Raw genomic sequence first — 26,145 nt, forward strand, 5'->3', positions numbered from 1 at the left:
CCCACCGAGACAGGTGTGCCGCCGCGCCCAGGACCCATGCGCCGTCCTGGGGGGAAGCCTCTCCCCCCAGGGTAGACGTTCAGGGCGCCGAAAGCGCCTGGAAGGTCGCGCGCGTCTGGCTCTCGTCGGCCACCACGCCCACCACCCAGCGCTTCATGCACCCGCTGAACTCTTCCTTCAGCGCCTCCGCCGTCACCGCCTGGAGGTGCGCTGGCCGCTGGGCCAGCGACTCCGGGGAGAAGCCGCGCACGCGGGCCTCCAGGAGCGCCTCCACCCAGGCCTCCGAGGAGATGAGCGACACGGCCTGCCGCGCGAGCAGCCGCGCGCGGGCCCGCTCCACCTCCGCCGGCTCCAGCTTCTGGGACAAGGTGGTGAACGCGGTCTGGATGCCCCGGGTGGTCTCCGCCAGGCGCGGCGAGTCCACCATGCCCTCCACGATGAGGTGGGCCGCGCCGCCCCGGCCCAGCCATGAGCGGGCACTGAAGCCATATGACGCGCCCTGCTTCGAGCGCACCTGGTCGAACGTCCGCGTCGACAGCAGCTCCGCCATCAGCGCGTACCGCGCCTCCAGCTCCGGCGTGGCCGTGGGCAGGCGGCACGCCACCTGGAGGTGGCCCTGGCTCGCGCCGGGGCGGGAGACGGACACCGTCGTGGCGCGAGAGGAAAGCGCGGGCAGCGGAGGAGCGGGGGGCGGCGTCAGCGCCGTCACCGGGCCGTTCTCCCACCCGCCCAGGTGCTCACGCACCAGCGGCTCCACCACCTGCGGGTCGAACTCGCCGGAGACGACCACCACGGTGTTGGCCGGGCGGTACACCTGGTCAATCCAGTCCGCCATGTCCCCCTGCGACACCTTCTCCATCTGCTCGCCCGTCGGAACGTACCCGTAGACGTGGCTCCCGTAGAGGGCCCGCATCAGCTCGCGCTCCGCTCGCATCTCCGGGTGCTGGTCCAGCACCTTGCGCCACGGCACCACCTGCTCCTGCAGGTACATCACCACGCGCTCCACGGTGCCCGTGGTGGAGAGCTGCTCGGCCAGCAGCGCCAGCATGTTGCCGACGTTGCCGGACGTCCCGGCCACCTCGAAGCGCTGATGGTCCTTCCGCATGCCGCTCCAGACGTGCAGGCCCCAGTGGCTCCCGTGCCCGGCGAACCAGGACTGACGGAAGGCGCCGAAGCGGACCATCTCCGACACGCCGGGCTTCACACCAAACGTCGAACCCCCGCCCAGCACCGCGCCCACGCGCACCACCGGCAGGCCCGGCCGGGGCACCAGCAGCACCTCCATCCCATTGTCCAGCTTCAGCACGCGCACCGGCGAGGACGTCGCCGTCAGCATCGACGGGGTGACGCGCCCGCTGGGCTTCTCGGTGAGCACCTCGTCGGCCAGGGCGACGGGAGCCGCCACCGCCGCGCCGTCGTTGCTTCCCGGCCGCACCAGGATGACGCGCGCGCGCTCGCGCTGGAGCCACTTGTAGGCGAAGTCCGTCACCTTGCCGCCGTCGATGGTCATCAGCGCCTTCTGCGAGCGCGTGTACCCCCGCACATCCATCATGAAGTGCGTCAACTCCGCGCGGCGGGTGGTGCGCGCCAGCAGGCCCTCGGCCTCCAGCACCATTCCTGTCACCACGTTGCGACGCATGGCCTGGAAGTCGAACTCGCGCCCCAGCACATCGCCTGGGTGGATGACCTGCGCCCAGGTCTCGAAGATGCGGTCCAGCACCTTCTGCGCGGACTTCTCGGGGTGGTTGCCCTGCGTCAGCGCCACGCGGACCACCAGCATGGACGCCCGAGTCCCCGGCACGATCATCGTGGTGGCCCCCGCGACGTCGGTGTCCTCGAACAGCGCGCCGTTCAGGCTCCGGTTCAGGTTCACCTGCACGAAGTCATGGATGGCGCTGGCCTCGTCGAAGGAGCGGGGCAGCACCCAGGTGAGGTAGAGCTCGGGAGAGCCCACGGCGGCCTCGTGCTCCACGAGCTTCTTGGCGACGGGGCCCGGCGAGGGCTCCGGCAGATTCGGCAGGCGCGGCTCCAACGCCAGCGGCGCGCCCGTGCCCACCCACTCGGGCGGCAGGTTGTCCAGCAACACGCCCTCCACGGCGGCCAGGTCCACATCCCCAGCGATGACCAGGGTGATGTTGTCCGGCCGGTAGTGGTGGCGCGCGAAGCGCTGGGCATCCACCAGGGACATCGCCGTCAGCGAGCCATGCGTGCCGACGACGGGCCGGGCATACGGGTGGTCCGGGGGGAACGAGGCCGCGTTCATCCAGCTGAAGACCTGTCCCACGAAGCCCGTCTCGTTGCGCTGGCGCAGCTCGTTGCGGACCACCTCGCGCTCCACCGCGAAGACCTCCGGGGTGACACCCGCGAGCGGAGACGACAGGCGCTGGCCCTCCATCTTCACCAGCGCGGACAGGGACTCCTTGGGGCCCACCGTCTGGTAGACGGTGTGGTCCAGGCTGGTGAAGGCGTTGAAGTAGCCCGCCCCCGCGTCCTCCATGCGCGTCCACACGGAGGCGCTGCCCGCATGACGCGAGCGGAAGACCAGGTGCTCCACCACGTGCGCCAGGCCCTCCTTGCCCACCGGGTCCCCGGTGCCGCCCGTGCCCACCACGGCGACCATCGCCACCATCGGCGCGCGGGAATCCTGCTCCACCACCACGCGCAAGCCCGAGGGCATGCGGAAATCCCTCAAGGGGAAGGCCACATCGCGCATCACCACCTGCCCGCGCTGCGGCAAGGAGGAGCACGCTCCCAGGATGGAAGCGAGGATAACGACGGCGGCCGTCAGCCTCCCGAACCGCGGAGGACGCCAGGAATGAAGCTGTGAGGACATAGAGAGAAGGAAGCGGAGGACGTTGGGCAAAGACTGTCGCGGATGTCCTACGAACCGGGTGCCGACATAGACCAGGTGCGCTTGCGATTGCCATCCCCGGCGGGCGCGACTGCTTCAATCCATACTCCCAGACACCCGCCACGCACGGGTGGCCCTAGCAGACGATTGCCAGGAATCAGGGAGCAGGCGACACGGGCCCGGGCGCTGGCTCCCGCGGCGGGTCCTTCAACACGGCCCCCGCCAGGTCCTCGCTCGCGGAGACGATGTCATAGCCCTCCGCCACCATCGCGCTCAGGTCGAAGGGCACGCGGCGGCGCGTCTCCAACGTCTGTGCACGCGACTCCAGCACCTCGCGGGACTGAAGCTCCGGATACGGCACGCCCACGAAGATGCGATTGCCGCTGCCGGGCACCGCGAAGGTGTAGAGCTGCTGGAAGCCCTGGCGCCACGTGCGGAGCATGGAGGAGAACAAGGGATTGGGCGGGTCCTCCCAGACGTTGCCCACCACCGCGCCGCGCGCCGTCAGCCGAGCCCGCACCGACGCGAGGAACTCCACCGTGCCCAGGTGCTCGGGGATGCTGTCGGGGCCGTACGCGTCCAGGAAGACCAGGTCATACACGGGACGCTCCGCCTCGATGAAGGCCCGGCCATCCGCGACGTGGGCCTTCAAGCGCGCGTCCTCGCGGAAGCCGAAGTAGCGCCGGGCCACTGACACCACGTCCGGGTCGATGTCCACCACGTCGATGTGTGCTCGCGGCAACACCGCGCGCAGGAACATGGGCATGGCCCCACCGCCCAGCCCCACCACCAGGATGCGCTGGGGCTTGGGGACGAAGGACAGTCCCACCATGGACATGCGCGTGTAGGGCAGCTTCAGCGGCTGCCCCGGCCACACCACGCTCTGGAGCGCGCCGGAGGTGTCGAACTGGAGATAGCGCCGGCCCCGCGGGTCCTCCGTCACGGCGATGAGGGTGTACGGAGATTGCTTCTCGTACAGGGACTTGCGGGGACCCGACGCGCCGCAGGACAGGAAGGCCGACACGAGCAGCGCCAGCCAGGGGATGAAGCGCACCATGGCCGCTCCTTCGTTTCGCCATTCAAAGTAGCACTTCCGCCAGGAAAACCAACGGGTTGACGTGTCAGGGCCCACGGTTCACCTTGCCGCGCATGACTCGTCCGCCGGAAGCCCTCTCCGAAGCCGCCCAGGCCGTCATCGCCGAGGAGGAAGCGCTGCTCACGCGCGTCCAGACGACGCTGGAGGCCGCCAGGCGCAAGGCCGGGCGCGACCAGGAGAACCGGGGGCTCGTCGCCCAGCTCCAGGTCCTGCGCGACGACGCGGCGAGCGCCGCCGTGGCCGACCTGCCCCACCTCTTCTTCCAGATGGACCAGACGCGCGCGCTGCTGGACCGGCAGGAGATCTCCCAGCTCCCGGACGCGCAGGCGCCGTACTTCGCGCACCTGCGCCTCCAGGGCGAGGCCGGCCCCCGTGACTACCTGCTCGGCCGCGCCACCTTCGCGGACCTCGGCGCCGGCGTGCGCGTCATCGACTGGCGCTACGCCCCCATCGCCCGCGTCTTCTACTCCTACGAGGAAGGCGACGCGTACGAGGAGCAGTTCGGCGAGCGGCTCGCCGAGGGCACCGTCGAGGTGCGCAGGCTCGTGGTCATCGAGCGCGGCGTGCTGACGCGCATCATCTCCGGAGCCCTGGTGCTGGAGCGCGACGCACACGGCGCCTGGCACGAGGTGGGCCGGGAGCAGAGCGCGCTCCAGGCGGGAGGCGCGGGGAGCGCGGCGCGGCCGGGGAAGCTCGGCACCGGCAAGGGCGCCCGGCGCCTGGAGGATGCGTTCGGGGTCACCGCCCTCCTGGACGCGGAGCAGTACGAGGCCGTGAGCGTGGACCCGACGCAGCCCCTGCTCGTGCTCGGCAGCGCGGGCAGCGGGAAGACGACGGTGGCCCTGCACCGGCTGGCGAAGATTGCCTTCGACAACCTGGAGCAGTTCCCCCAGTCCCGCATGAAGCTCATCGTCCCCGAGCCGGGCCTGGCCCGCTTGTCCCGCCGGCTCCTGGCGCCGCTGGGCCTGGGACGCGTGTCGGTGGAGACGCTGGACGGGTGGCTGCTGTCCACGGCGCGCTCGGCGTTCGACCTGCCCGGCATCAAGCTCAGCCCCGAGACACCGCCGCTCGTCTCGCGCTTCAAGCGCCACCCCGCGCTGCGGCGGGCGCTGCTCGGACGCATCGGCGCACCCAAGACGCCGCAAGGCACCCCGCTGGAGCGCGTGCACCGGCGGCTGGCGGATGCCTACCTGGACCGGAGCTTCCTCGAGGCCGTGGTGAAGGACGCCCGGGGCGAGCTGCCCAGCACCGCCATCGACGAGACGCTGGAGCACACGCGGCTGCAGCGCTCCACGCCGCTGGACAAGGAGCTCAAGGACATCACCGACCCGGAGCGGCTCATCACCGTGGACGGCAAGGGCATCGAAGACGACACGCCCTACGCGCTGGCCGGCACCGTGGACCTGGAGGACCTGCCCATCCTCATGTTCCTCAAGGCGCAGCACGCCTCGCTGGGCCTGGAGCGGCTGGCCCACGTCGTCCTCGATGAAGCCGAGGACTTCTCCCTCTTCGAGCTGTTCGTCGTGCGGCAGCTGCTGGGCAAGGGCAAGAGCTGCACGCTCGCGGGGGATGAGATGCAGCAGACGGAGGCGGGCTTCGCCGGCTGGCCGGAGGCCCTGGACGAGCTGGGCATCCGGGATGCAGCCACCTGCCGGTTGCAGGTGTCATACCGTTGCCCCGCGCCCGTGGTGGAGCTGGCGCGGCGGGTGCTCGGCACCCAGGCCCCCGCCGAGTCCTCCCAGGCGCTCCGCGCGGGCGCGCCCGTCGGCTTCCACCACTTCCCGGTGGAGGCCCAGGCCCAGCTCTTCGTGGGCGAGGCGCTCAGGGACCTCGTCTCGCGCGAGCCGCACGCTTCCGTTGGAGTCATCGCCAGCAGCCCCGAGTCCGCCGACGCCGTCTACCGCGTCGTCGCGGACCAGTCCTGGGCGCGCCGGGTGAAGGACGGCGAGTTCTCCTTCGAGCCCGGCGTGGACGTCACGGACGTGGGCAGCGTGAAGGGCCTGGAGTTCGACTACGTCATCCTCCCGGACGTCACCGCGCGCGCCTGGCCCGCGGATGACGAGTCGCGCCGCCGGCTTCACGTGGCCATCACCCGCACGTCCCACCAGCTCTGGGTGGTGTCCTCCGGCGTGCGCTCGCACCTCATCTCGCCGGAGGCAGGCGCGGCAGCTCCACGGTGAAGGTGGAGCCCTGGCCGGGCGCGCTGCGCACGTGGATGCGCCCGTCCATCGCGTCCACGATCTGCCGCACAATCCACAGCCCCAGGCCCAGGCCGCCGTAGTGCCGCTCGCTGGCCAGCCGCTCGAAGCGCTGGAACAAGCGCGGCTGCGCCTCCTGCGCGATGCCCATGCCGCCGTCCGCCACCGACAGCCAGGCCCGCTCCGAGTCCGCGCCCACGCGCACGTCGATGGGGTGGCCTCGGCCGTACTTGATGGCGTTGGAGAGCAGGTTCTGGAACACCTGCTCGACGCGCAGCTTGTCCCAGTGGCCCGTCGCCGTCTCGGCCGCCTCCAGCCGCAGCGCGCACCCCGCGCGCGACAGCTCCTCCGCGTAGCGCGGCAGCAGCTCCCGCGTGAGCGCCGCCAGGTCCATGTCCTCGCGCTCCAGCCGCAGCTTGCCCGCGGTGATGCGCGACACGTCCAGCAGCTCCCGCACCAGGCTGGAGAGCCGCGACAGCTGGCGCTGCACCGCCACCACCTTGTTCGAGACGGACTCGGGCGCCTTGTCGGCGGAGGCCTCCAGCTGACGGCGCAGCGCCTGGACGTTGAGCGTCAGCGAGGTGAGCGGCGTGTTCAGCTCATGCGAGGCCACCGAGAGGAACGAGTCCCGCGCGCGCACCGCCTCCTGCGCCTCCGTGTACAGCCGCCCGTTGTCCAGCGAGGTCGCCGCGCGCCGGGCCAGGTCCTCCGCCAGCCGCACGTCCGCGTGCGTGTAGCGCCGGCCGCCCTCCGTGTTGACCAGCGACAGCGCCCCGAGCACCCGCCCCCGGCTCATCAGCGGGACGATGATGTACGCCGTCACGCCCAGCTCCATCATCGCCTGGCGACGCACCTCCTCCATCCGCGCCTGCCCTCCGGCGACGTCCTGGCGCAGCTCCGGCACGAACTCCGTGGTGCCCGTGCGCAGCACCTTCCCCACCCCGTGCAGCGCGTCCAGCCGGATGGGGTAGCGCTCGTGGTACGCGCGGGCGCGCTCCACCAGCTCCGTGCGCACGTGGGTGATGGCCACGCGCCGCACCCGCCCGTCCGGCATGGGGACATCCACGATGCACCCGTCCGCCAGCGGCGGCACCGCGAGGAAGGTGAGGCGCTGGAGGATTTCGTCGTGCTCCAGCGAGGAGGCCAGCACCTCGCTGGCCTGCGCCAGGAAGGCCGCGTGGCGCTGCGCGCGGCGCGTCTCGTCATAGAGGCCGCGGAGGATGGCCTCCTGCTTCTTCTCCGCCGTGTTCTCCGACGCGAAGACGTAGACGCGGCCATGCCCCCGGAAGAGGCGCAGCACGAACCAGCGCTCGCGGGCCATGAAGTGCCACTCGAACTCCTCCGGCTCGCCCGTGGCCGCCACGCGCTGGAAGCGCTCCTGGAGCTCCTGCCGCAGGACATCCGGGTACAGCTCCCACAACACCCCGCCCACGAGCTCCGTCCCCAGGCTGCCGAAGACGCGCTCCATGGCGGGATTCACGTAGTGACACACGCCCTGCGCCGTGCAGATGGCCACGCTCTCCGGGAGCTGGTCCCACAGCACGGTGTCGAGTCCCTCCACGTCCACGTTGGACGCGGCGACATTCGAGACCCCCGGCGTTGACGTCACCAACTCCGGCTTGGTGCTTCCCTCATCCCAGCCCACCTGCACCTCCGACGCATCTGCTCGTCAGCCAACACTCGCCTGTGGTCTCCACCGAATCCTTCAAGGCCCCTGCGCCGGGGCCGCCGGCAACGGAAGCCGGACCAGGAAGCTGGCGCCCTGGCCCGGAGCGCTCACCACGCTCAAGGTGCCACCGTGCAGCTCCACCAACTGCCGTGAAATCCACAACCCCAGCCCGAAGCCGGGCCGCTTCGAATCCAACCGGGAGAAGCGCTGGAACAGCCGCTCCTGGTCCGCCTCGGAGATGCCGGGCCCCTGGTCCCGCACCTGGAGCAGCGCGTGGGAGTCCTCGCACCTCAACGCCACCTCGACGGGCGTCCCGGCCGCGTGCCGCAAGGCATTGGTCAAGAGGTTGGTGAAGACCTGCTCCACGCGGGTGCGGTCCCACGCGCCCACGACTCCGGGAGGCGCCCGCAGGCACAAGTCACACCCGGCCCGGCGGATGTCGTCCTCCATCCGCTCCGCGGTGCTCCGCACGAGCAGCCCCAGGTCCACCTCCTCCAGGTCCAGCACCGGGCGCTGGGTGGACAGGAGCGACACATCCAGCAGCGTGGCGATGAGCCTGTCCAGCCGCCGACACTGGTCCTGGACCCGGGCCAGGCGCTTGGGCACGTCCGCGGGCGCCACCGCGCCCAGCTCCGCCGAGCGCACCAGCCCGTCCACGTACAGCCGCAGCGACGTCAGCGGCGTGCGCAGCTCATGGGACGCCACGGACAGGAACTCGTCGCGAACCCGCAGCGCCGCCTCCAACGCCGCCGTCCGCTCCGCCACACGCTGCTCCAACTCTCCCGCGGCCCGATGCGACGCGTCCGGAGCGCCCCCCTCGTGGTCACCCGCGCCGGGCGCCCCCCTCCGACTCGTCTCCACCACCATGACCCCCTGTCCTAGCGGAGCAGGGCATCCACTCCAATCCAGCCCCCCGCCGGTGCACCTCTGGATTTTTCACTACTCAACACCCGCGCTCAGGGTTGTTGGGCCTGCCCCTGTCGCCACGCCTGGCGCTGCTGCTCCCGGGTGCGCCGGTGTGCCTGGGCATCCGCCTCCTGGCGCGGGTACTCCGACAGCCGCGTGCGGTGCATGTTGATGCTCAGCTCGTACAATCCCTTGTCACGCTCGGGGAGGGTGTCCCCGTGCTCGGCCAGCACCGTCGTCGCGAACTGCAGCATGTCCTCTGACACCTTGCGTCGTCGCTCGTAATACTGGCGCACCTCCTGCTCCGTCGCCTCACCCGATTGGACGCGACCGAAGACGTCGCTCCACTGCTTCGTCTCCACCTCGCGCTGCTGGAGGACCTCCGGGTCCGTCGAGGGCGCCGCCAGCTTCCAGTAGAGGTTGTCCGGCAGCCGGGCCTGGAGCGCGGCCAAGTCCAGCGGATAGGGTTTGGGCGAGGTGTCCGCGTCGGGCGCGGGCGGCTTGAACACCTCCGGCGGCGCGCTGCTTGTCATTCCTGGCGCCGAGGGGGCCGGGGCCACCGCGGGCGTGGGAGGGCTTTGATGCACCGCGGCGGGCGGCGGCGTCTGGCTTTCGGACACAGGGGCCGGGGATGGCGCTTCCCTCAGGGAGAACACCAGCGCGGCCACCAAGGCGGCGCCCGCGAGCCCCGCCACCCAGACCCGGCTCTTCATCCCAACGTGCTCGGCCATGACGCCCGAATACCGCGCGATTCGCGCGCATGGCAACCCACCCCATGCATGGCGCAATGCATCACAAACGAGACGACCACCGACACATGAAACAACACCTTCAGGACTGACTCCCGTGTCAACGTGAGATATAAAGCCGCATTCCCCCCAAACCCGGAGGAGCCTGCATGAAGCGCGTACTCGTGGCGTGCCTTGCTGTCGCCGCGCTGGTGGTCCCCAGCGCCGCCCGCTCGGAAGTCGTGATGTCGTCCATCGTCGATGTGCTGGTGGATGGTGGCAACAACTACCCCTGGCAGAAGGTGGAGCTGCCGGGAACCAAGTGTGGCAATGGTTCCCAGTTCAAGTTCTTCGTCCACCGGACGGGCTCCCCCAACGTGCTGATGCTGCTGGAAGGTGGCGGCGCGTGCTGGGACTTCGACACCTGTAGCGGCCGCGCGGGCGTGCTGGGCGCGGCGAACCCGAACGGCATCTCCGACGACTACATCACCCAGTTCACCGCGAAGTACGTCTCGCCGTTGGTCAACGGCGCGGACCCGGGCCTGCCGGGCCGCAGCAAGACGGACCTGGTGACCAAGGGCTGGAACATCGTCTACGTGCCGTACTGCACCGGCGACGTGCACGTGGGCAACAACGTGAAGACGTACGTGGACAGCACGGGGCAGAACCCGCCGCTGACCTGGCACCACAGCGGCTACACCAACACGCTGGCGGTGGCGAACTACGCCAAGTCGCAGTTCCCCAATGCCCAGAAGTTCCTGATGACGGGCTACAGCGCGGGCGGCACGGCCACCTCCGCGGGCTACTACTTCGTGCGCCGCATCATGAACCCGGCGCGGGGCTACCTGCTCAACGACTCCGGCCCCATCTTCCTGGCGCCCAACGCCAACTTCAAGTCGCGCGCCCTGCACACCAAGATTCGCGAGTCGTGGGACCTGGACTCGGTGTTCGGCCAGCTGCCCGCGTCGTTCGACCGCAACGACTTCGGCAGCATCAACCGCATGGTGGCGCAGGAGTTCCCCAACGACCAGCTCGCGTACACGGGCTACACGCGTGACTACAACTACTCGCGCTTCTCCTACGACCGCTTCCACTCGCCCAATGACCAGGAGAGCGTGCTGGGCTACTGGAAGGGCGACCAGGACGCGCTGGTCACCGAGCTGAACAAGTACAACAACTACAGCTACTTCATCCCCCACCACCGCGCCATCAACTCCAGCCACTGCAGCACCATCATCACCTTCATCGGCTCGCACGCCTGCCAGCAGATGGAGAAGAAGCGGCACTGGTACGAGTACATGGAGTTCCCGTGGGGCCAGACGTACAAGTGCTACAGCGAGTTCGTGGGCATGGACGTGTTCCTGAACCGCTGGGTCAACGGCAACCAGCGCGTGCGCATCTACGAGCCCGCGAACGGCTACAACAACGAGGACCCGGGCATGCAGATTGTCGCGCCGCTCATCAACGGCGCGCTGGGCGGGTAGTCCTCCGCGGTCTGCGTTGAACCCGCACGGGTGACTGGCGGCGGGGCGGGAAAGGCTCTCACGTCCCGCCGCTGGCCCTCGTGGGAGGAAGGCGCTAGAGGCTTCAGGCGCCATGGACAACCTCACGCACGGGCTTCTGGGATGGGCGGTGGGCGCGCTGCGCCGGCCCGACGTGGCGCCCGACTCACCGGAGCGCGCGTCGCCCACGGACCGCGCGGTGCTCGTGGCGAGCGTCCTGGCCGCCGAGCTGCCCGACCTGGACACGCTCCTGGCCCGAGGAGACGCGGTGACGGTGGCGCTGCACGCGCACCGGGGCCTGTCCCACTCGCTCTTCTTCGCGCCCGTCGTCGCGCTGGCGGCCACGCTCATCGCCCGGGCCTGCTTTCGCGGCGCGCGGTGGCAACCCGTGCTCCTCACCAGCCTGGCGTCCGTGCTGTTCGCGCACCTGCTGCCGGACTTGTGGACGGGCTGGGGCACCCGCGTGCTGCTGCCCTTCTCCGACGCGCGGCTGAGCCTGGACTGGACGGTGGTGGTGGACCCGTGGGTGACGCTGCCGCTCGTCATCGGCGCGGGGGTGGCGTGGCGCAAGCGGGCGCTGTGGCGCAAGGCGGTGCTCGTCGGCTTCGCGTGCTCCATGGCCTACGTGGGCGCCCGCGTCGCCGTCTGGGGCGCGCTCACGCGGCGGGTGGCCCAGGCCTATCCCCAGGCGGAGGCGGTCCGCGTGTTCCCCGCCCCGCTGTCCTTCAGCGCGTGGCGCTACGTGGCGCGCCTGCCGGGCTCCACGCTCGCGGCGGGAGACGTCACCCTCCTGGGGGCCCCGCGAGAGGCTCGGCAGGTCTCCGCCCCGGAGGAGGCGCTGCCCGAGGACCTGCGCGACGTGCCCACGGTGCGCGAGGCCCTGGCCTGGGCGCGCTTCCCCGTGGTGACGGTGAAGCCCGTGGGCCCGGACCGCGAGGTGCACATCGCCGACCTGCGCTACCACCTGCGCGGCGAGCCCACGCTCACGTTCGTCGTGCGGGTGGGCCCCACGGGGGCGGTGGAGGACGCGCGGCTGGAGCGAGGCGGCAGCGCCTCCGAGCTCCTGCGCCGCTGGCGGGGAGAACCCCGAGCGGAGTAACCGCCCCTCCGAGCCGACTCCGGAGCCTGGAGCCCGGAGCCCGGAGCCCGGAGGGGCGCTCGCGGCGGAGACGAGGCCCCGCCGCGAGGTGCTGGACTCAGGTCAGGCCGCCCAGCGGGCCCTTGAAGTCCGGATGGCCGAAGGTGTTCACGTTCACCCCGAAGGCCTGGGCGATGGACACCAGCAGCTTGTTGTGGGCCACCGCGCCCGGCAGCGGCGTGCCCGGGCCATCCCAGTTGCCCAGCGGGTTGGAGCCCGCGGGACGCAGCCGCAGGAAGCGGCCCATGCGGAACTTCCCCGCCGCGCCGCCCGCGAGCACCGTGGGCACGCGCACGTTCATGTGGCCCGTCGAGTCCCCCAGCTCGTTGCCCCAGAGGATGAGCGTGTTGTCGAGCACCGTGCCGCTGCCCTCCGGGATGGAGGCCAGGCCCGACATCAAGTAGGCCACCTGCTCGGCGTACCAGCGCTGCACCTGGACCATCTTCCCGCGAATCCGCGCCTTCTCCGCGGCGTCCGTGACGTCCAGCCGGTGCGCCAGGTCGTTGTGCGTGTCCTCGTTGATGCCGAGCCACGGCATGGACGGCCCCGGAATCGTCAGCGTCACCACGCGCGTCAGGTCACACGCGAAGGCGCGGGTGATGACATCCATGTGGAGCTTCGTGAGCGCCGGCATGAGCGAGAGGTTGCCGAGCGAGCCCACGTCGTAGTTCGGAGGCCCGTTCGTCCCGCTGCAGTCGCCCTCGGCGGGCGCCGGTGCGGGCGCCAGCCCCGGAGGCGTCAGGCTCAGCGCGCCCAGCCGCCGCTCGATGTCGTGCAGCGACTCCAGATGCGTCTCCAGCTTCTCCCGCTCCGCGCCGGCGAGCTTGTTGCGCAGCCGCTCGGCGTCCTTCACCAGGTAGTTCAGGAGGCTGCGGCGGCGCGTCGTCGAGCGCCCCGCCTCCACCGGGTCCGTCACCGGCGAGGGCGCGGTGCCGAACAGGCGCTGGAACGCGCCCGCCGGGTTGCGCTCGAAGGGCACGCGCCCCCCGTTCGCGGTGAAGCTGATGCTGTTGTAGACGTGCTGGCCGCCGAACTGCTCCCACGCGTTGAGCTGGATGGAGCGGAACTTCGTGGAGCCGCCGATGTGGGCCTGCGCCGCGAGCACCTGGTCCAGCGACGCGTTCTCCGGCAGGTCATCGCCGCTGGCGGTGTTGACCTTGCTGCCGGTGAGGAACGTCAACGGGCCTCCCTCGTGGCCCGTCAGCCCGTGCTCGTAGAGCACCTGGTAGTCCAGGCCATCCAGCACCAGCAGCTTGGACTTGTGGGCCTCCAGCGGCTGGAGCATGGAGTTGGGGAAGTTGAGCGAGAAGCCCTCGCCCTCCCCCTGCGGGTTCCAGTACTCCGGCAGGCAGCCGTGCGGCGTGAAGATGGCGATGAAGCGCATGGGCGACGCGGTGCCCTGCGCATACGCATTCGTGGTGCCCAGCAGGTTGGCCAGGGGCAGCGCCGCGGCCGAGCCCGCCAGTGTCTTGAGAAGAGAGCGACGTGAAAGTTCTCGAAGCATGGTGGTGGCTCGGACTCAGGGGTTGCGGCGGTGGACGAAATACGGGGAACGGACGAGGCCCACCAGGGCATCACCCAGCTTCAGCTTCGGGTCCGCGCGGAAGCGCCCCCGCATGTCCGCGAGCATCGACGAGTCCACGGCGTCCTCGTCCCGGCCCATGACGTAGCGGAAGAGCTGCAGCGGCACACACTCCGCCACGTCGTCGCTCTCCGAGAGGAACTTCGCCAGCTCCGCGCCGCCCTTGAAGGTGAACTTGCCGTTGGTGTGCTCGACGGAGCCGCTGGCATCCACGTCCAGCCCGTTCTCCTTCGTGCGGTACTTGCCCAGGCCGTCGTAGTCCTCCATGCCGAAGCCGATGGGGTCCAGCTGCCGGTGACAGCCCGCGCACGTGGGGTTGTCGGTGTGCGCGGCGAAGCGCGCCCGGGTGGTGCTGTCCGTCGTGACGGCGGGCGGGATGATGATGATGGACGGCGGCGGCGGCGGGATATCCCGGCACAGCAGCCGCGTGAGGACGAACTTGCCGCGGCGGATGGGCGAGCTGGAGTCGAACAGCGAGTAGGTCGTCAGCACGCTCGCGTGGGTGAGGATGCCCACCCGGTTGGCCGGCAGCGGCACGCGGCCCGTGGTGCCGTCCGGGGTGGACGTCGTGCCGTAGAACTGCGACATGCGCCCATCCGCGAAGGTGTAGTTCGCGCCGAGCAGCTCCTTCACCGAGGCCCCCTCGTTGGTGATGACGTGGTTGATGAACGTCATCGTCTCCACGCGGCTGGAGTCCTTGAAGGCCGCGCTGAAGTCAGGGAACACCTGGTTGTTCTTGTTGATGCTGGTCAGCCCGGACAGCCCCAGCCACTCGACGACGAAGCGCTCCAGGTAGGCCTGGGATTGCTTCGTCTTCAAGAGGCGCCGCGCCTGGGCCTCGCGCGCGTCCGCCGTCACGAGCTTGTCCGCGTCCGCCGCCGCGAGCAGCTCCGCGTCCGGAGGTCCCCCGGTGATGGCGAACGACAGCGCGGAGGCGATCTCCCGCTGCGTCAGCCACACCACCGCGCCGGGCTTGCCGGGCTCGCCCAGCTCCGTGCGGTAGAGGAACGACGCCGACGTCAGCACGGCCTGGATGACGAACTCGGCCGCCTTCTTCGGCTCCGATTCCTTGCGCACCGCCTTCCACAGCTCCAGCAGGTCCGCCTCCTCCTCCGCCAGCACCTCCCGCCGGAAGGCGCGCGCACCCAGCGCCTTGATGAAGGCGCGAGCACACTCCTCCTCGCCCTTGTTGCCCGCGCACTCGTACTCGGTGGCCAGCGTGCCCAGCGCGACGGGCGCCCAGTTCTGGTCCGCGATGGTGTCCAGCTGGTCCGCCAGCAGCGACGTCACCTGCAAGCGGTCATGCGTGGTGAAGCCCAGGATGGCGTCCTCGGGCGCCAGCAATTGCGCCATGGGCACCGGCGTGGGGTGCTTCACCACGGTGAAGACACTGTTGTCGTATTCCGCGCGCGTGAGTCGCCGCACTCGCGCGGGCGCCGCTTCTGAGACCTCTGGAGCGCGCCCTCCGGGTTTGTCGTCCGAGCAGGATGCGGTCACCAACATCAGTGCCGCGGGAAGGCATGAACGAATGATTCGCATACGAAAGACACCCTCTTTGCCAGCAGCCCCTGGAGTACCCCCTCTGAAGCGCCGGAACGACGAGCAGTCTAACCGCTCGCACCGTCGCGGCCGTGGCTCTTTTTGCCGCGCGAAGTGAGGGCCCTGCCCCACGCTCTTCCAAGTTCGCGAGAATCCCTCTCATGCGCCCGACACACGCCTACGTGAACGGCTCACGCGTTCACGAAACAAGACCCGCAATCCCTGCGGAGTGTCCATTGACCCACGCCACAGTTGCCCACCCGTTCGTGACGGAAGATGACCGCACTCCACGCACAATCTCGTGCGCGCGCGCACGGTGACTCACGATGGGCGAGCGCGATGCTCGACACCCCGAGGTCCCGCCACCACGAGGTCCGTCGCCTCACGCAAGAAAAGTCCATGCTCGACGATGCCCGCGCGCGCCGACAGGCGCGAAGCGAGCACCTCCGGCGCGTCGAGCGGTCCCCACGCACAGTCGAGCACCCGGTTGCCCTGGTCCGTGAGGTACGCAGCGCCATCCGCGAGCACCCGCGGCACCACCCGCGCGCCCAGGGACTCGAGGAAGCGCCGCTGCGAGTGCCAGCCGAAGGGCAGCACCTCCACCGGCACGGGCCCGTGGGTGCCCAGCCGGGGTGACAGCTTCGTCACGTCCGCGATGATGACGACGCGCCGGCTCGCCTGCGCGACAATCTTCTCGCGCAGCAGCGCGCCGCCGCCGCCCTTGATGACGCAGAGGTCCGGCGCCACTTCATCCGCGCCGTCGATGGTGACGTCCAGCGTCGGGTGCTCCTCCAGCGTGGTGAGGGGCACGCCCAGCTCCCCCGCCAGCGCCTCGGTGGCGCGCGACGTGGGAACCCCCGACACGTCGAGCAGCCGCCCTTCCGCGCGCAGCGCCGCCAGCCGTCGCACCGCGAAGGCCGCTGTGCTGCCGGAGCCCAACCCCACACACATCCCGGGCAGGAAGAAGCGGTCCACCGCCGCCTCCGCGGCCTCGCGCTTGTAGCGCTCCGTCCGCGAGGCCGAGTCGTGCTCCATCTCCCGCTCCTTCGTGCCGGCGGACCTGGACTGTCCCGCACCCGGGAAACTACTTCGCCGCGACGCGGATGGGGTGGACGCCCGCCCGTCCACCACCGCTCCGGCCCAGGGCCCGCCTGGATGCTCTCAGAAGCGCAGGAGGAAGGCGTCGTAGGCGCCCGCGCTGCCATGCCCGGGCAGGCCGCCCCAGGTGTAGCCCGCCACGTACACGCCCCCATCGCCACCCACGGCCACCGCCTGTCCGCGGTCCAGGACCTCCGTGCCCACCTGCCGCGTGCCCATCCACTGGCCCGACACGTCGTAGGTCGTCAGGAACACGTCGCTGCCACCCAGCGCCACGTTTCCGTCCAGCGCCCCCGAGGTGTGGCCCACGAGGTGGATCTCCCCCTGGACCCCCACCGCGACGCCCTGCGCGTAGTCCGTGGTGCTGGTGCCGGGCTGCCGCGCCCATTGAAGGACACCCGCCGCGTCGTACTTCACCAGCACCGCGTCATACATGCCCACGCGCGTGTTGCCCGCCAGCGCGCCGTAGGTGTAGCCGGAGACGTAGGCGGAGCCCTCCTCGTCCACCGCGATGCCCGTGCCGTACTCGTCGCTGCTGGAGCCGAGCTGGCGCAGCCACTGCTCCTCGCCGCGCACGTTGAACTTCGCCACGAAGAGGTCCACGGTGGTGCCCGGAAGCGTGACGCCGTCCAGGCTGCCCGTCGTGTGGCCCACCAGGTACACGTCCTCCGCCGCGTCGATGGCCACGCCCAGCGCGACGTCGTTGCGGTGGGAGCCGAACTGCCGCATCCAGTAGGGATTGCCGCCCGTGTCGAGCTTGGCCACCACCACGTCGTAGTTGCCCGGCGTGGGCGAGCCATCCAACCGGCCCAGCGAATAGCCGGAGAGGAAGAGGCCGTGCTGCTCCGCGCGGCGCGTGACGGCCAGCCCCGTGGCGAAGTCATCCGTGTTCGTCCCGAACTGCCGCACCCACTTCAGCGCGCCCGTCCCGTCCAGCTTCACCACGAAGAAGTCGGAGCCTCCCGCGTTGACGTACGGCAGGAAGCTGCCCCAGGTGTGGCCCGCGACGTAGACATTGCCCTCCAGGTCCGCCGTCACCGCCAGCGCGCGGTCATTCATCGCCGTGCCCACGTGACGCACCCACTGGAGCGAGCCGTCCTTCGCGTCGTGCTTCGCGACGAAGACATCCTGCCCGCCCCACGACGTCTCTTCGCCCAGCTGTCCGCCGGTGTGCCCCGCCAGGTAGACGGCGTCGCCCACGGTGGCGACCGCCATGCCCAGCTCATCCGAGGCGCTGCCCAGTTGTTGTTGCCAGACAGGGGGCGACAGGGATTGCGCGCTCGCGGGCAGTGCTCCCCAGAGGGATACCGCGCTCGCGACCACACACGACCAGCACTTCCAGACCATGGGCGACTCCGCTCGAGATGAAGAATCCGCCCGACACTCTGACGTGTGTCTCAGGCGAGAAACATCTCGGAAGACGCGAGCCGTGGAGGGGAAGCCAGGCGACGCGGAGCGTGGGGCACTCCGCGTCGCTTCCGGAGGACCGCGAGTGAGGCGGCCTCCGGTGAATCACATGTCAGATGTTCCAGCTGGCCCGGACGCCCAGCATGATGAGTCCATACGGGCCGTCATCCGCGTACGGCAGCGGCGTCGTCCCGGAGGGCAGCGGCGCGGGCAGCGTGGTGGTGGTGGTGCCCGAGCGCGCGGTGTAGCTCGCGTACGTGCCCGTGAGATACGGACCGAACGACAGCGAGTGCCCCAGGCGCCACTTGCCGCCCACGGTGACGTTGACGAACTCGGGGCCGCGCGTCTGGCTGTCCAGCTCCAGCTTCCCCGACACGTCACCCTGAGGCGTGGGGACCAGGATGGTGCCCGAGTTCTTGTTCGACAGAATCACCATGCCGAAGCCGACGCCGACGAACGGGTCGAACGAGGCCTCCGGCGAGAAGTGGTACTGGATGTGGGGACCGAAGCGCAGCTGCGAGGCCGAGCAATCCCAGCCACTCGGACAGGTGAGCGGACTCTCCTTCGTGATGATGTACGAGTAGCTGCCGTAGGCGCCCACGAACCAGTTGGGCGTCACGCGGTAGCCCAACTCCACCAACACCGGCACCGCGCCGTTGGCCGCGTCCGCGAGCTTCACGTCACCGATGCTCTGGTCCAACCGCGTGCTGTTCTTGTAGACGTAGCCAGCACCCGCCTGGAACCCCAGGCCGACCGTGAGCTGCAAACCGGTGGGCGCGCTGTACCTCGTCTCCTGGATGTCTTCCGCGCTCGCGCCCGCCGAACCCAATGCGACCGCTGCTGCAAGGGCCCAACTCAGCCGTCCCGTCATATACCCCTCCGTCGAGTGGAGCGTTGAATCTAGAACAGCTCTAATGAGACAAGTAAGCCGCATTGCGTCATCGTTGCATTTGTGACGGTGAGCCAGCACTGACTGTCAATGGCGTGCACAATGCGAGGATGAACGTCACCCTGGAGCAGGCCCGGGCGCTGGACGCACTCGCCCGCCACGGCACCTTCGCCGCCGCGGCCCAGGCGCTGGGCAAGGGTCACACCGCGGTTCTCTACACGCTGCGTACGCTCGAGGCGCAGACGGAGCTGGAGCTGCTGGACCGGCGCGGCTACCGCACGCGGCTGACGCCGGCGGGGGAGCGCGTGCTGGAGCACTGCCGCAAGCTCCTCGCGGCGGAGAGGGAACTGGAGGCCACGTGCGCGGAGATTCGCGCGGGCTGGGAGCCCACGCTGCGCATCGTGTTCGACGGCGTGTTCCCCGCAGAGCCACTGCTACGCGTAGTGAAGGCGCTGCGGGCTGAAGGCGCGGGCACGCGGTTCCATGTCTCCTCGGAGTTCCTCGCGGGCGTGGAGGCGGCCTTCGTGCGGGATGAGGCCGACCTCATGGTGTCTGTATTGCCCCCCTCCCTGCCAGGGCTGCGGGGGTATGCGCTGCCGGAGCTCAAGGCGCTCCTGGTGGCGCACCGCACCCATCCGCTGGCGCGGCGGCGGCGCGGCACCATCCAGGAGGAGGAGCTGTCGGAGCACCTGCTGCTCACGGTGCGCGGCTCGGACCCGAGGCTCCAGCTGAGCACCGTGTCCCTGGAGCTGCGCTCCACGGTGCACCTCAACGACTTCGCGGCGAAGAAGGCCGCCATCCTCGAAGGGCTGGGCTACGGCTGGCTCCCGGAGCACCTGGCCACGCGGGAGCTGCGGCGCGGAGAGCTCAAGCTGCTCAAGCCCGCGAGCGGCTCCACGCACGCGTTCCTTCCCAAGCTGCACCACCGCGCCGGCGTGAGGCTGGGCCGCGCCGCGCGCCGCGTGGTGAAGGCGCTCACCGGGACGGAGCCGCCCCAGTGAGCGCGCGCGGCGCTATCGCGTCGCGGTGTCGCAGTCGCCGGACACGTTGGGCGCCAGGGCGCCGTTCACCGTGTTGTTCGTGAAGAGGTTGTCGGACGTCACCACCAATTCCACCCCGCCGCTGCCTCGGCTGCACACCACCACGCCGCCCGAGCCGGCCTGGTTGCCGATGAACTCGTTGCCTCGCAGCGTGAGCGCGCGCGTGCCCATGTCCTCCAGGTAGATGGCGGCGGCCGGGCCCTGCGTGACGATGTTGCCCTCGAAGCGGTTCTTCTCGACCAGGTCGTTGTTCGGCTGGAAGTAGTGCAGCGCGCCGCCGCCGCCCAGGTCGCGGATGTTCTGCGCGTTGGGCCACGTGAGGATGGGACGGGGCGAGAGCGCGCTCTTGAGCGAGCCTCGGAAGGCCCTGAGGACGTTGTTCCGGAAGGTGTTGCCACGCACCACCGAGTCGCGCCCGTGCGTGATGCACATCGCGCCGCCGCCCGCCATGGAGGACGAGCCCTCGGTGGCGAAGCGGTCGATGTCCCACGTGCGGTTGTTCTCGAACAGCGTGTTCTCCACGCGCGAGCCCACGGTGAACATCAGGTCCAGCGCGCCGCACTTCGCGGAGGACTCGTTGTTGCGGAACACCGAGTCGACAATCGTCACGGGCCCTGGATAGAAGGCCCACATCGCGCCGCGCGTCCGGTCCCGGTCGCCGTTGTAGTTCACCTTGCGCACCTGCTCGAAAATCATGTGCTCGAAGACGGGGTGCCCGTCGCCCACGGACTGGTCGCCGAAGAAGTTCATCCCCCACCAGCCATGGGGATTGCTGGAGGTGAAGGACACGGGCTTCTGCGCCGAGCCCTGCACCCGGATGCCGCCGAACACCTGCAGCTCCACGCGGCCGTCCTGGTTGTTCATCACGCTGTCGGGCGCGGAGGCCTCCACGTCCGCCAGCGTCACGCGCGGCGTGCCCACGAAGTCCAGGATGACGCCCGGCTCCACCGTGAGCACCTGGCCCTTGGGGATGCGGACGATGCCGCGCGCATCCCCGACGATGCGATACGGCGAGCCCCGCTCCGTCAGCGTCCCCGCCAGCGTGTCCGTGATGACGGTGCCGCCGTCGTCCGGCACCTCGACCACCGGGCCCGCATCCCGCTCGGGCAGCGGGCCCGCGTCGGACTCACCTCCAGGCGGAGGGCCCGCGTCGGGCTCCTCTCCCGGAGGCTTTCCCGGCGTGGAGGAACAGGCGGCGACGAACATCCCCAACACGAGGGCCAGCGACAGACGCCTGGCGTACTTGGAGGCGGATTGGTCCATACGCCGCGCCGTAGCACGATGACGCACGCGCTCGCAAAACCAGTGCGGGCTGGTAGAAGCACGCCATGTCGACCGACGTCCTCGTCCTCTCCTACTCGGGCTGTTCCACCTGCAAGAAGGCGCTGAAGTGGCTGGAGGCGAATGGGATTGCCCACACGGTTCGTCCCATCGTCGACACGCCGCCCACTGTCGCGGAGTTGGAACAATGGATACCCCGCAGTGGGGTGTCTGTCCGGAAATGGCTCAACACCAGCGGGCAGAGCTACCGCGCGATGGGCAAGGCGAAGGTCGACGCGGCGAGCGAAGGGGAGCTGCGCGCGTGGCTCGCCGCGGATGGAAAGCTGGTCAAGCGGCCCGTCGTCGTCACGCCCACCACCGTCCTCGTCGGCTTCCAGCCCGAGGCGTGGGAGCGCATCTTCACCTCACGCGGCTGATGCACCACCGGGCGGGCGGGCGCTCCACCGGACGCCCCTCGCCAAGCGCGCTGGGGCGTGAAGATTCCCATGTATGGAATCCAGTGCCCGGCGTCCGCTCGGAGAAATCCTCCTGGAGATGGGAGTGCTCGACCGCGCCCAGCTCCGGCTGGGGCTGGTCCATCACCATGAGACCCGAGTGCCCCTGGGGCGCGCGCTGGTGCGCGAGGGCCTGTGCTCGGAGAACGACGTGCTGCGCGGCCTCGCCCTTCAGCTGGGCGTGATGGCGGTGGACCTGGACCAGGGTCCTCCCGAGCCCGGCGCCGCGGAGCTCCTCCCCGTCCGTCTGGCGCGGCAGTACCAGGCCGTGCCGCTGCGGCTGGAGCGGGTGCCCCTGGAGCAAGGGGAGCGGGAGGTGCTGCACATCGCCCTGCCCGCCCCTGTCTCACTGGAGGCCGTGGACGCGGTGCGCGCCGTCACCGGAAAGCCTCGCGTCGAGGCGCACGTGGCCTCCGACACCGCCATCGCCCGCGTGCTCTCGGAGCTGTACGGCATCGAGGAGCCCTCCGAGCCCGCCACGCCCGCGCATGCCCCTGGCGGCCCGCTGCTGCTCTACGGCTGGCCTCCCGTCACGGCGGTCCTCATCTCGCGACAGCTCGCCCGGCATGGCCACCCCGCGCGCGTGGCCACCCCGCTGGAGGTGCTCCACACGGATGCCACCGACGTGGTGCTCGCGCCCATCCAAGCCATGGAGGGACTGCTGGCCGGAGAGGTGCGCATCGCGGGCGCGCTCATCGTCCACGGCGCCTCGGACGACGAGGGCTTCGAGCGGGCGCGGCAGCTCGGCGCGCGGGGCTTCCTCGCCAATCCCCGGGACGAGGAGCTGCTCCTGCGCGCCGTGAGGAGACTGCGTCCTGACTATCCGCGCGACAGCCCCAGCGCGCCCAGCACCTCGGGATAGACCTTGCTCGCGAAGTAGCGGCCCCCCGCGATGGTGAAGTGCACGCCGTCGCTCATGCGCAGCTTCATCGGCTTGCGGAAGCCCTCGACGCGCGCCTGGAGCAGGGCCTTGCCCTTGGCGTCGGTGAAGTACTCGCGCGTGTCGACATACCGCGCATCCGTCCGGGAGCTGATGACCTCGCGCTGGAGGCCCCGGATGAGCGCCAGCTTCTGCTCGAAGCGCTTCAGCCCGGTGGCCGGCAGCTCCAGCCAGATGATCTTCCGCCCCGGCGCGGCGATGACGCCCGCGAACGATTCGATGCGACGGCGGTACGCGTCCTCCCACTCGGGCTTGCCCCAGTGGATGGGCTTGCCCCCGCCGCGCTCCAGCAGCGACTGGCCGTCATTGCCGCCCAGGATGACCACCACCACTTCGGGCTGGTGCCGCTTCACCTCCTCCTCGCCCACCTCCATCCAATCGAAGAAGTCGGGACGGGCCAGGCCCGTGGAGGAGCGCGCGCGGCGTGACGCGCGAATCTCCGGGTGGGCCTCCAGGCGAGCCAGCAGGTAGTCCCCGAAGCCCGTGGCGATGAGGCTGTCCCCCAGCAGCAGCACGGAGCGGGAACGCTCCACCGCGGGAGCCGCCGGAGGCACCACGGTGGGAGGCGCGGGAGGCGCCACGGCGGGAGGCGCGGGACGCTCGGCGCCCTTCGCGGGGCCGGACTCCTGACCCGACGCGACGGCCTTGGTGGAGATGGAGACGAGGAGGACGACGAGCCAACGCGTGAAACGGTTCTGCATTCGGAACCCCACGGTAGCGGGATGCGGGCGCCAGGTACACGTCCCTTTCACGCCCACCGCCTCCTGGATGGCGTCACGCCACCGAGACACTCCGAGCGAACGCGAGCCGCTCCAACCAGGGCGCGAGCAGCGACGCACACTCCCGGGGGTGGGTGAAGTACGGCACGTGCCCCGCCCCCTTCAGCAGATGACGGGGAGTCCCCGGGGGAAGGGAGCGAGCCAGCCGCTCCACCGTGGCCGGGGGCACCAGCACGTCGCGGTCCCCCTGGATGCAGATGCAGGCGACGTTCGACTGGCACAGCTCGGGCGGTGGCGGCTCGCCGCCGATGGAGAGCGCCCGGTGCCACGTCGTCTCTCGCTCCACCGCCGTGGTGGGCACCACCTCCCGCACCTGCGAGAGCGCGACGGGCCGCCACGCCGCCAGCCCCGCCGCGACGATGCCGGGCCGCCCCCACCGGGCGATGGGCCCCATCATCCCGATGAGCAGCCCGCGCGGCCCCAGGTGCTCCGTGCGCGTGAAGGCGCCCAGGAAGGCCACGCCCCTCACCGCTCCGGACGCCGCCAGGTGCGCGGCCACCATGCCGCCGAAGGAGCTGGCCACCACCGCGTCCATCTCCCCCGCCGCTCGCGCCACCTGCCGCGCCAGGGCGCCCGCTCCCACGGCCGCGTGCTCCCCTTCCGGGTACTCGACGAGGACCGTCCGGGCCATGGGGCTCAGCACCTTCGCCAGCGCACGGAACCCGGAACCCCGAGCCCCCAGCCCCGGCAACAACAGCACCCTGGGCCCGCCGCCCGTCCCCTCTTCCGTGAGCTGCACTTCCGAACGCATGTCACTCCCTCGCGGTGGCGCCGGGGAACACCGGGGACACGTGCGTTCTGCCCGCTCCGAGCGAGGCAGCGGGCGCCTCCTCCCGTTGGCTGGCGCGCTCCAGGCCCAGGAAGGCGCGGGTGCGCTCGTGCCTCGGGCGCTCCAGCACCTGCTCCGGTGGACCTTCCTCCAGGACCCGCCCGCCGTGCAGCACCAGCATCCGCGTCGCCAGCTCCCGCGCGAAGCGCATCTCGTGGGTCACCGCCACCAGCGTGAGCCCGTCGTCGCGCAGCCTCGACAGCAGCGCCACGAGCTCCCCCACGCGCTCCGGGTCCAGCGCGCTGGTGGGCTCATCCAGGAGCAGGACCTCCGGCTCCATCGCCAGCGCCCGGGCAATGGCCACCCGCTGCTGCTCACCGCCGGACAGCTCCGACGGGTAGGCCCCCGCGCGATGCTCCAGGCCCACCTTCTCGAGCAGCACGCGCCCCAGCTCCGTGGCCGTCTTCACGTCCAGGCCGCGCACGAAGCGCGGGGCCTCGATGACGTTGCCCAGCGCCGTGCGGTGCGCGAACAGGTGCCACTGCTGGAAGACGAAGCCCACGCGCCGTCGGATGCTCGACACCATGGCGCCGCTCTTGCTCGCCGCGCCGGGCTCCAGCACGGCGTCCCCCACCCGGATGTGCCCGGAGTCGAACGGCTCCAGCCCATTCAGACACCGCAGGAGCGTGCTCTTGCCACATCCCGACGGGCCGACGAGCGCCACCACCTCTCCTGGGGCGAACGACGCGCTGAAGCCGTCCAACACCCAGCGCCCCTCGCCCTCGTAGCGCTTGCACAGGTCCTTCACTTCAATCATCCGCGCGCCAACCTCGCTTCCAACCGCCTTGCCAGGACGGACAAAGGGTAGCTCATCGCCAGATACAACGCCGCGCACAGCGCCCCAGGCAGCAACCAACTGCGAACATCCACCGCGGTGATGGTCATCCGCTTGGTGAGTTCGACAACGGAGATGACGGATACCAGCGAACTGTCCTTGAGCAACGCGATGAAATCATTCGTCACACCGGGCAGCGCCACGCGGAAGGCCTGGGGAAAAATCACCCGGCGCACCGCCATGCGCGTGGACATTCCCAGCGCGAGCGCGGCCTCGAACTGTCCTCGAGGCACCGCCAGGACACCCGCGCGATACACCTCCGCCTCGTAGGCCGCGTAGTTCAATCCCAGTCCCAACACCGCCGCGCTGAGCGCGTCCAGCCGCAGGACCCCCGCCAGGCCGTAATAGAGGACATAGAGCTGGAGCAGCACCGGCGTGCCTCGGAACAACTCCACGTACAGCGACGCCAGCCGCCCCAGCCACCGCGGCCCATACAGCCGGACCAGCGCCAACCCCGCCCCCAGGGGCACCGCGAGCGTCATGGCCCCCACGGACACCACCAGCGTCACCAGCGCGGCCTGGAGGAACAACACGCCCTGGGCCCACCCCAGCCGAGGCGCCTGCGTCTGCGCCAACACCTGGCGCGTCTGCGCGTCGCTCCACTCCACCATCCGCTGCTGCGAGGCATTGTCGATGCTCCATCGCTGGAAGATGGCGCGCAGCTCCCCCGAGCGCGCGACATGGCCGATGGCCACGTCCAGCGCGGCGCGCAGGTCCTCGTCCCCGGGGCGCACCGCGATGGCGTAGTACCCCTCCCCCACGTCGCCCACCACCCGCAGCTTCGCCCGCGGCTGGCCGTATCTCTGGGCGATGAGGTCGTCCATCAACACCGCGTCCACCCGCCCCTGCTCCAGGTCGATGTACGGCTCCTCCACCCCTTCATAGGGCACCGCCTGGACGCCCTCGCGCTGGAGCATCTCCCACGCCTGGGAGTTGGCCAGCGTGCCCACGCGCCGGCCTCGCAGCGACGCGAGCCCCGTCACCGAGCGGTCCTCCCCGCGCGCCATCAACCGCAGCTGGAAGATGTAGTACGGGCGCGTGAAGAGGATGCGTCCGCTGCGCGCGGGCGTGACTTCGATTCCGTTGAGCGCCACGTCGAACGAGCCGCGCTCCAGCGAGGGGATGAGGCTGGACCAGTCGTTCTGGACGAAGCGCGCGCGCACCCCCAACTCCCGCGCCAGCGCGTCCGCCAGCTCCACCTCGAAGCCGCGCATGCGCCCGGGCACCTCCGGGTCCTCCATCGCATAGGGCTCCCCCCCCTGGGCATCCGCGCCCCAGCGCAGCTCCCCGGAGCGCCGCACACGCTCGAGGCCGGCCTCCTCCCGCTGGACGCACGACGTCATC

The 26,145-nt window shown here is 70.5% G+C and carries 21 protein-coding genes; 6 read left to right on the forward strand and 15 right to left on the reverse strand.

Going from position 1 to position 26,145, the window contains the following annotated elements:
- Positions 1-79 precede the first annotated feature (79 nt).
- Together MYSTI_RS30035 and MYSTI_RS30040 are read right to left on the reverse strand one after the other, a co-directional pair.
- On the reverse strand, positions 80-2,737 hold the full coding sequence (locus MYSTI_RS30035; RefSeq protein WP_233278000.1) for a M16 family metallopeptidase: 2,658 nt from the start codon (positions 2,735-2,737) through the stop codon (positions 80-82).
- A 271-nt stretch (positions 2,738-3,008) separates the two neighbouring features.
- Entirely contained in the window at positions 3,009-3,908 is a 900-nt protein-coding gene (locus tag MYSTI_RS30040; protein WP_015351581.1) for a spermidine synthase, read from the reverse strand.
- A 92-nt stretch (positions 3,909-4,000) separates the two neighbouring features.
- Between MYSTI_RS30040 and MYSTI_RS30045 the strand changes: the two genes are divergently transcribed.
- Positions 4,001-6,127: an ATP-binding domain-containing protein gene (locus MYSTI_RS30045; RefSeq protein ID WP_015351582.1), complete on the forward strand. Its 2,127-nt coding sequence runs from the start codon at positions 4,001-4,003 to the stop codon at positions 6,125-6,127.
- On the opposite strand, the gene MYSTI_RS30050 is transcribed toward MYSTI_RS30045, so the two are convergent.
- The 3 genes from MYSTI_RS30050 to MYSTI_RS30060 form a co-directional block, all read right to left on the reverse strand.
- Positions 6,090-7,790: an ATP-binding protein gene (locus MYSTI_RS30050; RefSeq protein ID WP_015351583.1), complete on the reverse strand. Its 1,701-nt coding sequence runs from the start codon at positions 7,788-7,790 to the stop codon at positions 6,090-6,092. The genes MYSTI_RS30045 and MYSTI_RS30050 overlap by 38 nt on opposite strands.
- 60 nt (positions 7,791-7,850) lie before the next feature.
- Positions 7,851-8,681, reverse strand: coding sequence for a sensor histidine kinase (locus MYSTI_RS30055; RefSeq protein WP_015351584.1), 831 nt, complete (start codon positions 8,679-8,681; stop codon positions 7,851-7,853).
- A gap of 89 nt (positions 8,682-8,770) precedes the next feature.
- Positions 8,771-9,451, reverse strand: coding sequence for a hypothetical protein (locus MYSTI_RS30060; protein WP_044281635.1), 681 nt, complete (start codon positions 9,449-9,451; stop codon positions 8,771-8,773).
- Between the two features lie 167 nt (positions 9,452-9,618).
- Between MYSTI_RS30060 and MYSTI_RS30065 the strand changes: the two genes are divergently transcribed.
- Positions 9,619-10,932 carry a pectin acetylesterase-family hydrolase gene (locus tag MYSTI_RS30065; protein ID WP_015351586.1) on the forward strand — a complete coding sequence of 438 codons (1,314 nt, stop codon included), beginning with the start codon at positions 9,619-9,621 and terminating at the stop codon, positions 10,930-10,932.
- Between the two features lie 112 nt (positions 10,933-11,044).
- Positions 11,045-12,049, forward strand: coding sequence for a metal-dependent hydrolase (locus tag MYSTI_RS30070; protein ID WP_015351587.1), 1,005 nt, complete (start codon positions 11,045-11,047; stop codon positions 12,047-12,049).
- 97 nt (positions 12,050-12,146) lie between these two features.
- Here MYSTI_RS30070 and MYSTI_RS30075 read toward each other — a convergent pair whose 3' ends face one another.
- The 5 genes from MYSTI_RS30075 to MYSTI_RS30095 form a co-directional block, all read right to left on the reverse strand.
- Positions 12,147-13,592 (reverse strand): DUF1552 domain-containing protein, encoded by a 1,446-nt coding sequence (locus MYSTI_RS30075; RefSeq protein ID WP_015351588.1) that lies wholly within the window; start codon positions 13,590-13,592, stop codon positions 12,147-12,149.
- A 15-nt stretch (positions 13,593-13,607) separates the two neighbouring features.
- Positions 13,608-15,095, reverse strand: a complete 1,488-nt coding sequence (locus MYSTI_RS30080) for a DUF1592 domain-containing protein (RefSeq protein ID WP_233278001.1) — start codon at positions 15,093-15,095, stop codon at positions 13,608-13,610.
- A 435-nt stretch (positions 15,096-15,530) separates the two neighbouring features.
- Positions 15,531-16,244 (reverse strand): ribose-5-phosphate isomerase RpiA, encoded by a 714-nt coding sequence (gene rpiA, locus MYSTI_RS30085; RefSeq protein WP_015351590.1) that lies wholly within the window; start codon positions 16,242-16,244, stop codon positions 15,531-15,533.
- Between the two features lie 126 nt (positions 16,245-16,370).
- Complete coding sequence (locus MYSTI_RS30090; protein ID WP_015351591.1) at positions 16,371-17,654, reverse strand: SBBP repeat-containing protein; 1,284 nt, start codon at positions 17,652-17,654, stop codon at positions 16,371-16,373.
- A 172-nt stretch (positions 17,655-17,826) separates the two neighbouring features.
- The gene (locus MYSTI_RS30095) at positions 17,827-18,585 is read right to left on the reverse strand and encodes an outer membrane beta-barrel protein (RefSeq protein ID WP_015351592.1); all 759 of its coding nucleotides are present in this window, start codon (positions 18,583-18,585) and stop codon (positions 17,827-17,829) included.
- 128 nt (positions 18,586-18,713) lie between these two features.
- Between MYSTI_RS30095 and MYSTI_RS30100 the strand changes: the two genes are divergently transcribed.
- Positions 18,714-19,604 carry a LysR family transcriptional regulator gene (locus tag MYSTI_RS30100; protein ID WP_015351593.1) on the forward strand — a complete coding sequence of 297 codons (891 nt, stop codon included), beginning with the start codon at positions 18,714-18,716 and terminating at the stop codon, positions 19,602-19,604.
- A gap of 12 nt (positions 19,605-19,616) precedes the next feature.
- Here MYSTI_RS30100 and MYSTI_RS30105 read toward each other — a convergent pair whose 3' ends face one another.
- Positions 19,617-20,906, reverse strand: a complete 1,290-nt coding sequence (locus tag MYSTI_RS30105; protein WP_015351594.1) for a right-handed parallel beta-helix repeat-containing protein — start codon at positions 20,904-20,906, stop codon at positions 19,617-19,619.
- Positions 20,907-20,971: 65 nt separating this feature from the next.
- On the opposite strand from MYSTI_RS30105, the gene MYSTI_RS30110 reads away from it, so the two are divergent.
- On the forward strand, positions 20,972-21,340 hold the full coding sequence (locus MYSTI_RS30110) for a Spx/MgsR family RNA polymerase-binding regulatory protein (RefSeq protein WP_015351595.1): 369 nt from the start codon (positions 20,972-20,974) through the stop codon (positions 21,338-21,340).
- A 73-nt stretch (positions 21,341-21,413) separates the two neighbouring features.
- Positions 21,414-22,280, forward strand: coding sequence for a GspE/PulE/PilB domain-containing protein (locus MYSTI_RS30115; RefSeq protein ID WP_044281640.1), 867 nt, complete (start codon positions 21,414-21,416; stop codon positions 22,278-22,280).
- Here MYSTI_RS30115 and MYSTI_RS30120 read toward each other — a convergent pair.
- From MYSTI_RS30120 to MYSTI_RS30135, 4 genes are all read right to left on the reverse strand, one after another.
- Positions 22,238-23,059, reverse strand: coding sequence for an SGNH/GDSL hydrolase family protein (locus tag MYSTI_RS30120; protein ID WP_084668350.1), 822 nt, complete (start codon positions 23,057-23,059; stop codon positions 22,238-22,240). The genes MYSTI_RS30115 and MYSTI_RS30120 overlap by 43 nt on opposite strands.
- A 73-nt stretch (positions 23,060-23,132) precedes the next feature.
- Complete coding sequence (locus MYSTI_RS30125; protein WP_015351598.1) at positions 23,133-23,888, reverse strand: alpha/beta fold hydrolase; 756 nt, start codon at positions 23,886-23,888, stop codon at positions 23,133-23,135.
- A gap of 1 nt (position 23,889) precedes the next feature.
- Positions 23,890-24,723 carry an amino acid ABC transporter ATP-binding protein gene (locus tag MYSTI_RS30130; protein WP_015351599.1) on the reverse strand — a complete coding sequence of 278 codons (834 nt, stop codon included), beginning with the start codon at positions 24,721-24,723 and terminating at the stop codon, positions 23,890-23,892.
- Positions 24,720-26,144, reverse strand: coding sequence for an ABC transporter substrate-binding protein/permease (locus MYSTI_RS30135; protein WP_420811528.1), 1,425 nt, complete (start codon positions 26,142-26,144; stop codon positions 24,720-24,722). Before MYSTI_RS30135 ends, MYSTI_RS30130 begins: the two co-directional genes overlap by 4 nt.
- Between the last annotated feature and the right edge of the window lies 1 nt (position 26,145).

It is taken from the genome of Myxococcus stipitatus DSM 14675 (assembly GCF_000331735.1).
Lineage (GTDB): Bacteria > Myxococcota > Myxococcia > Myxococcales > Myxococcaceae > Myxococcus > Myxococcus stipitatus.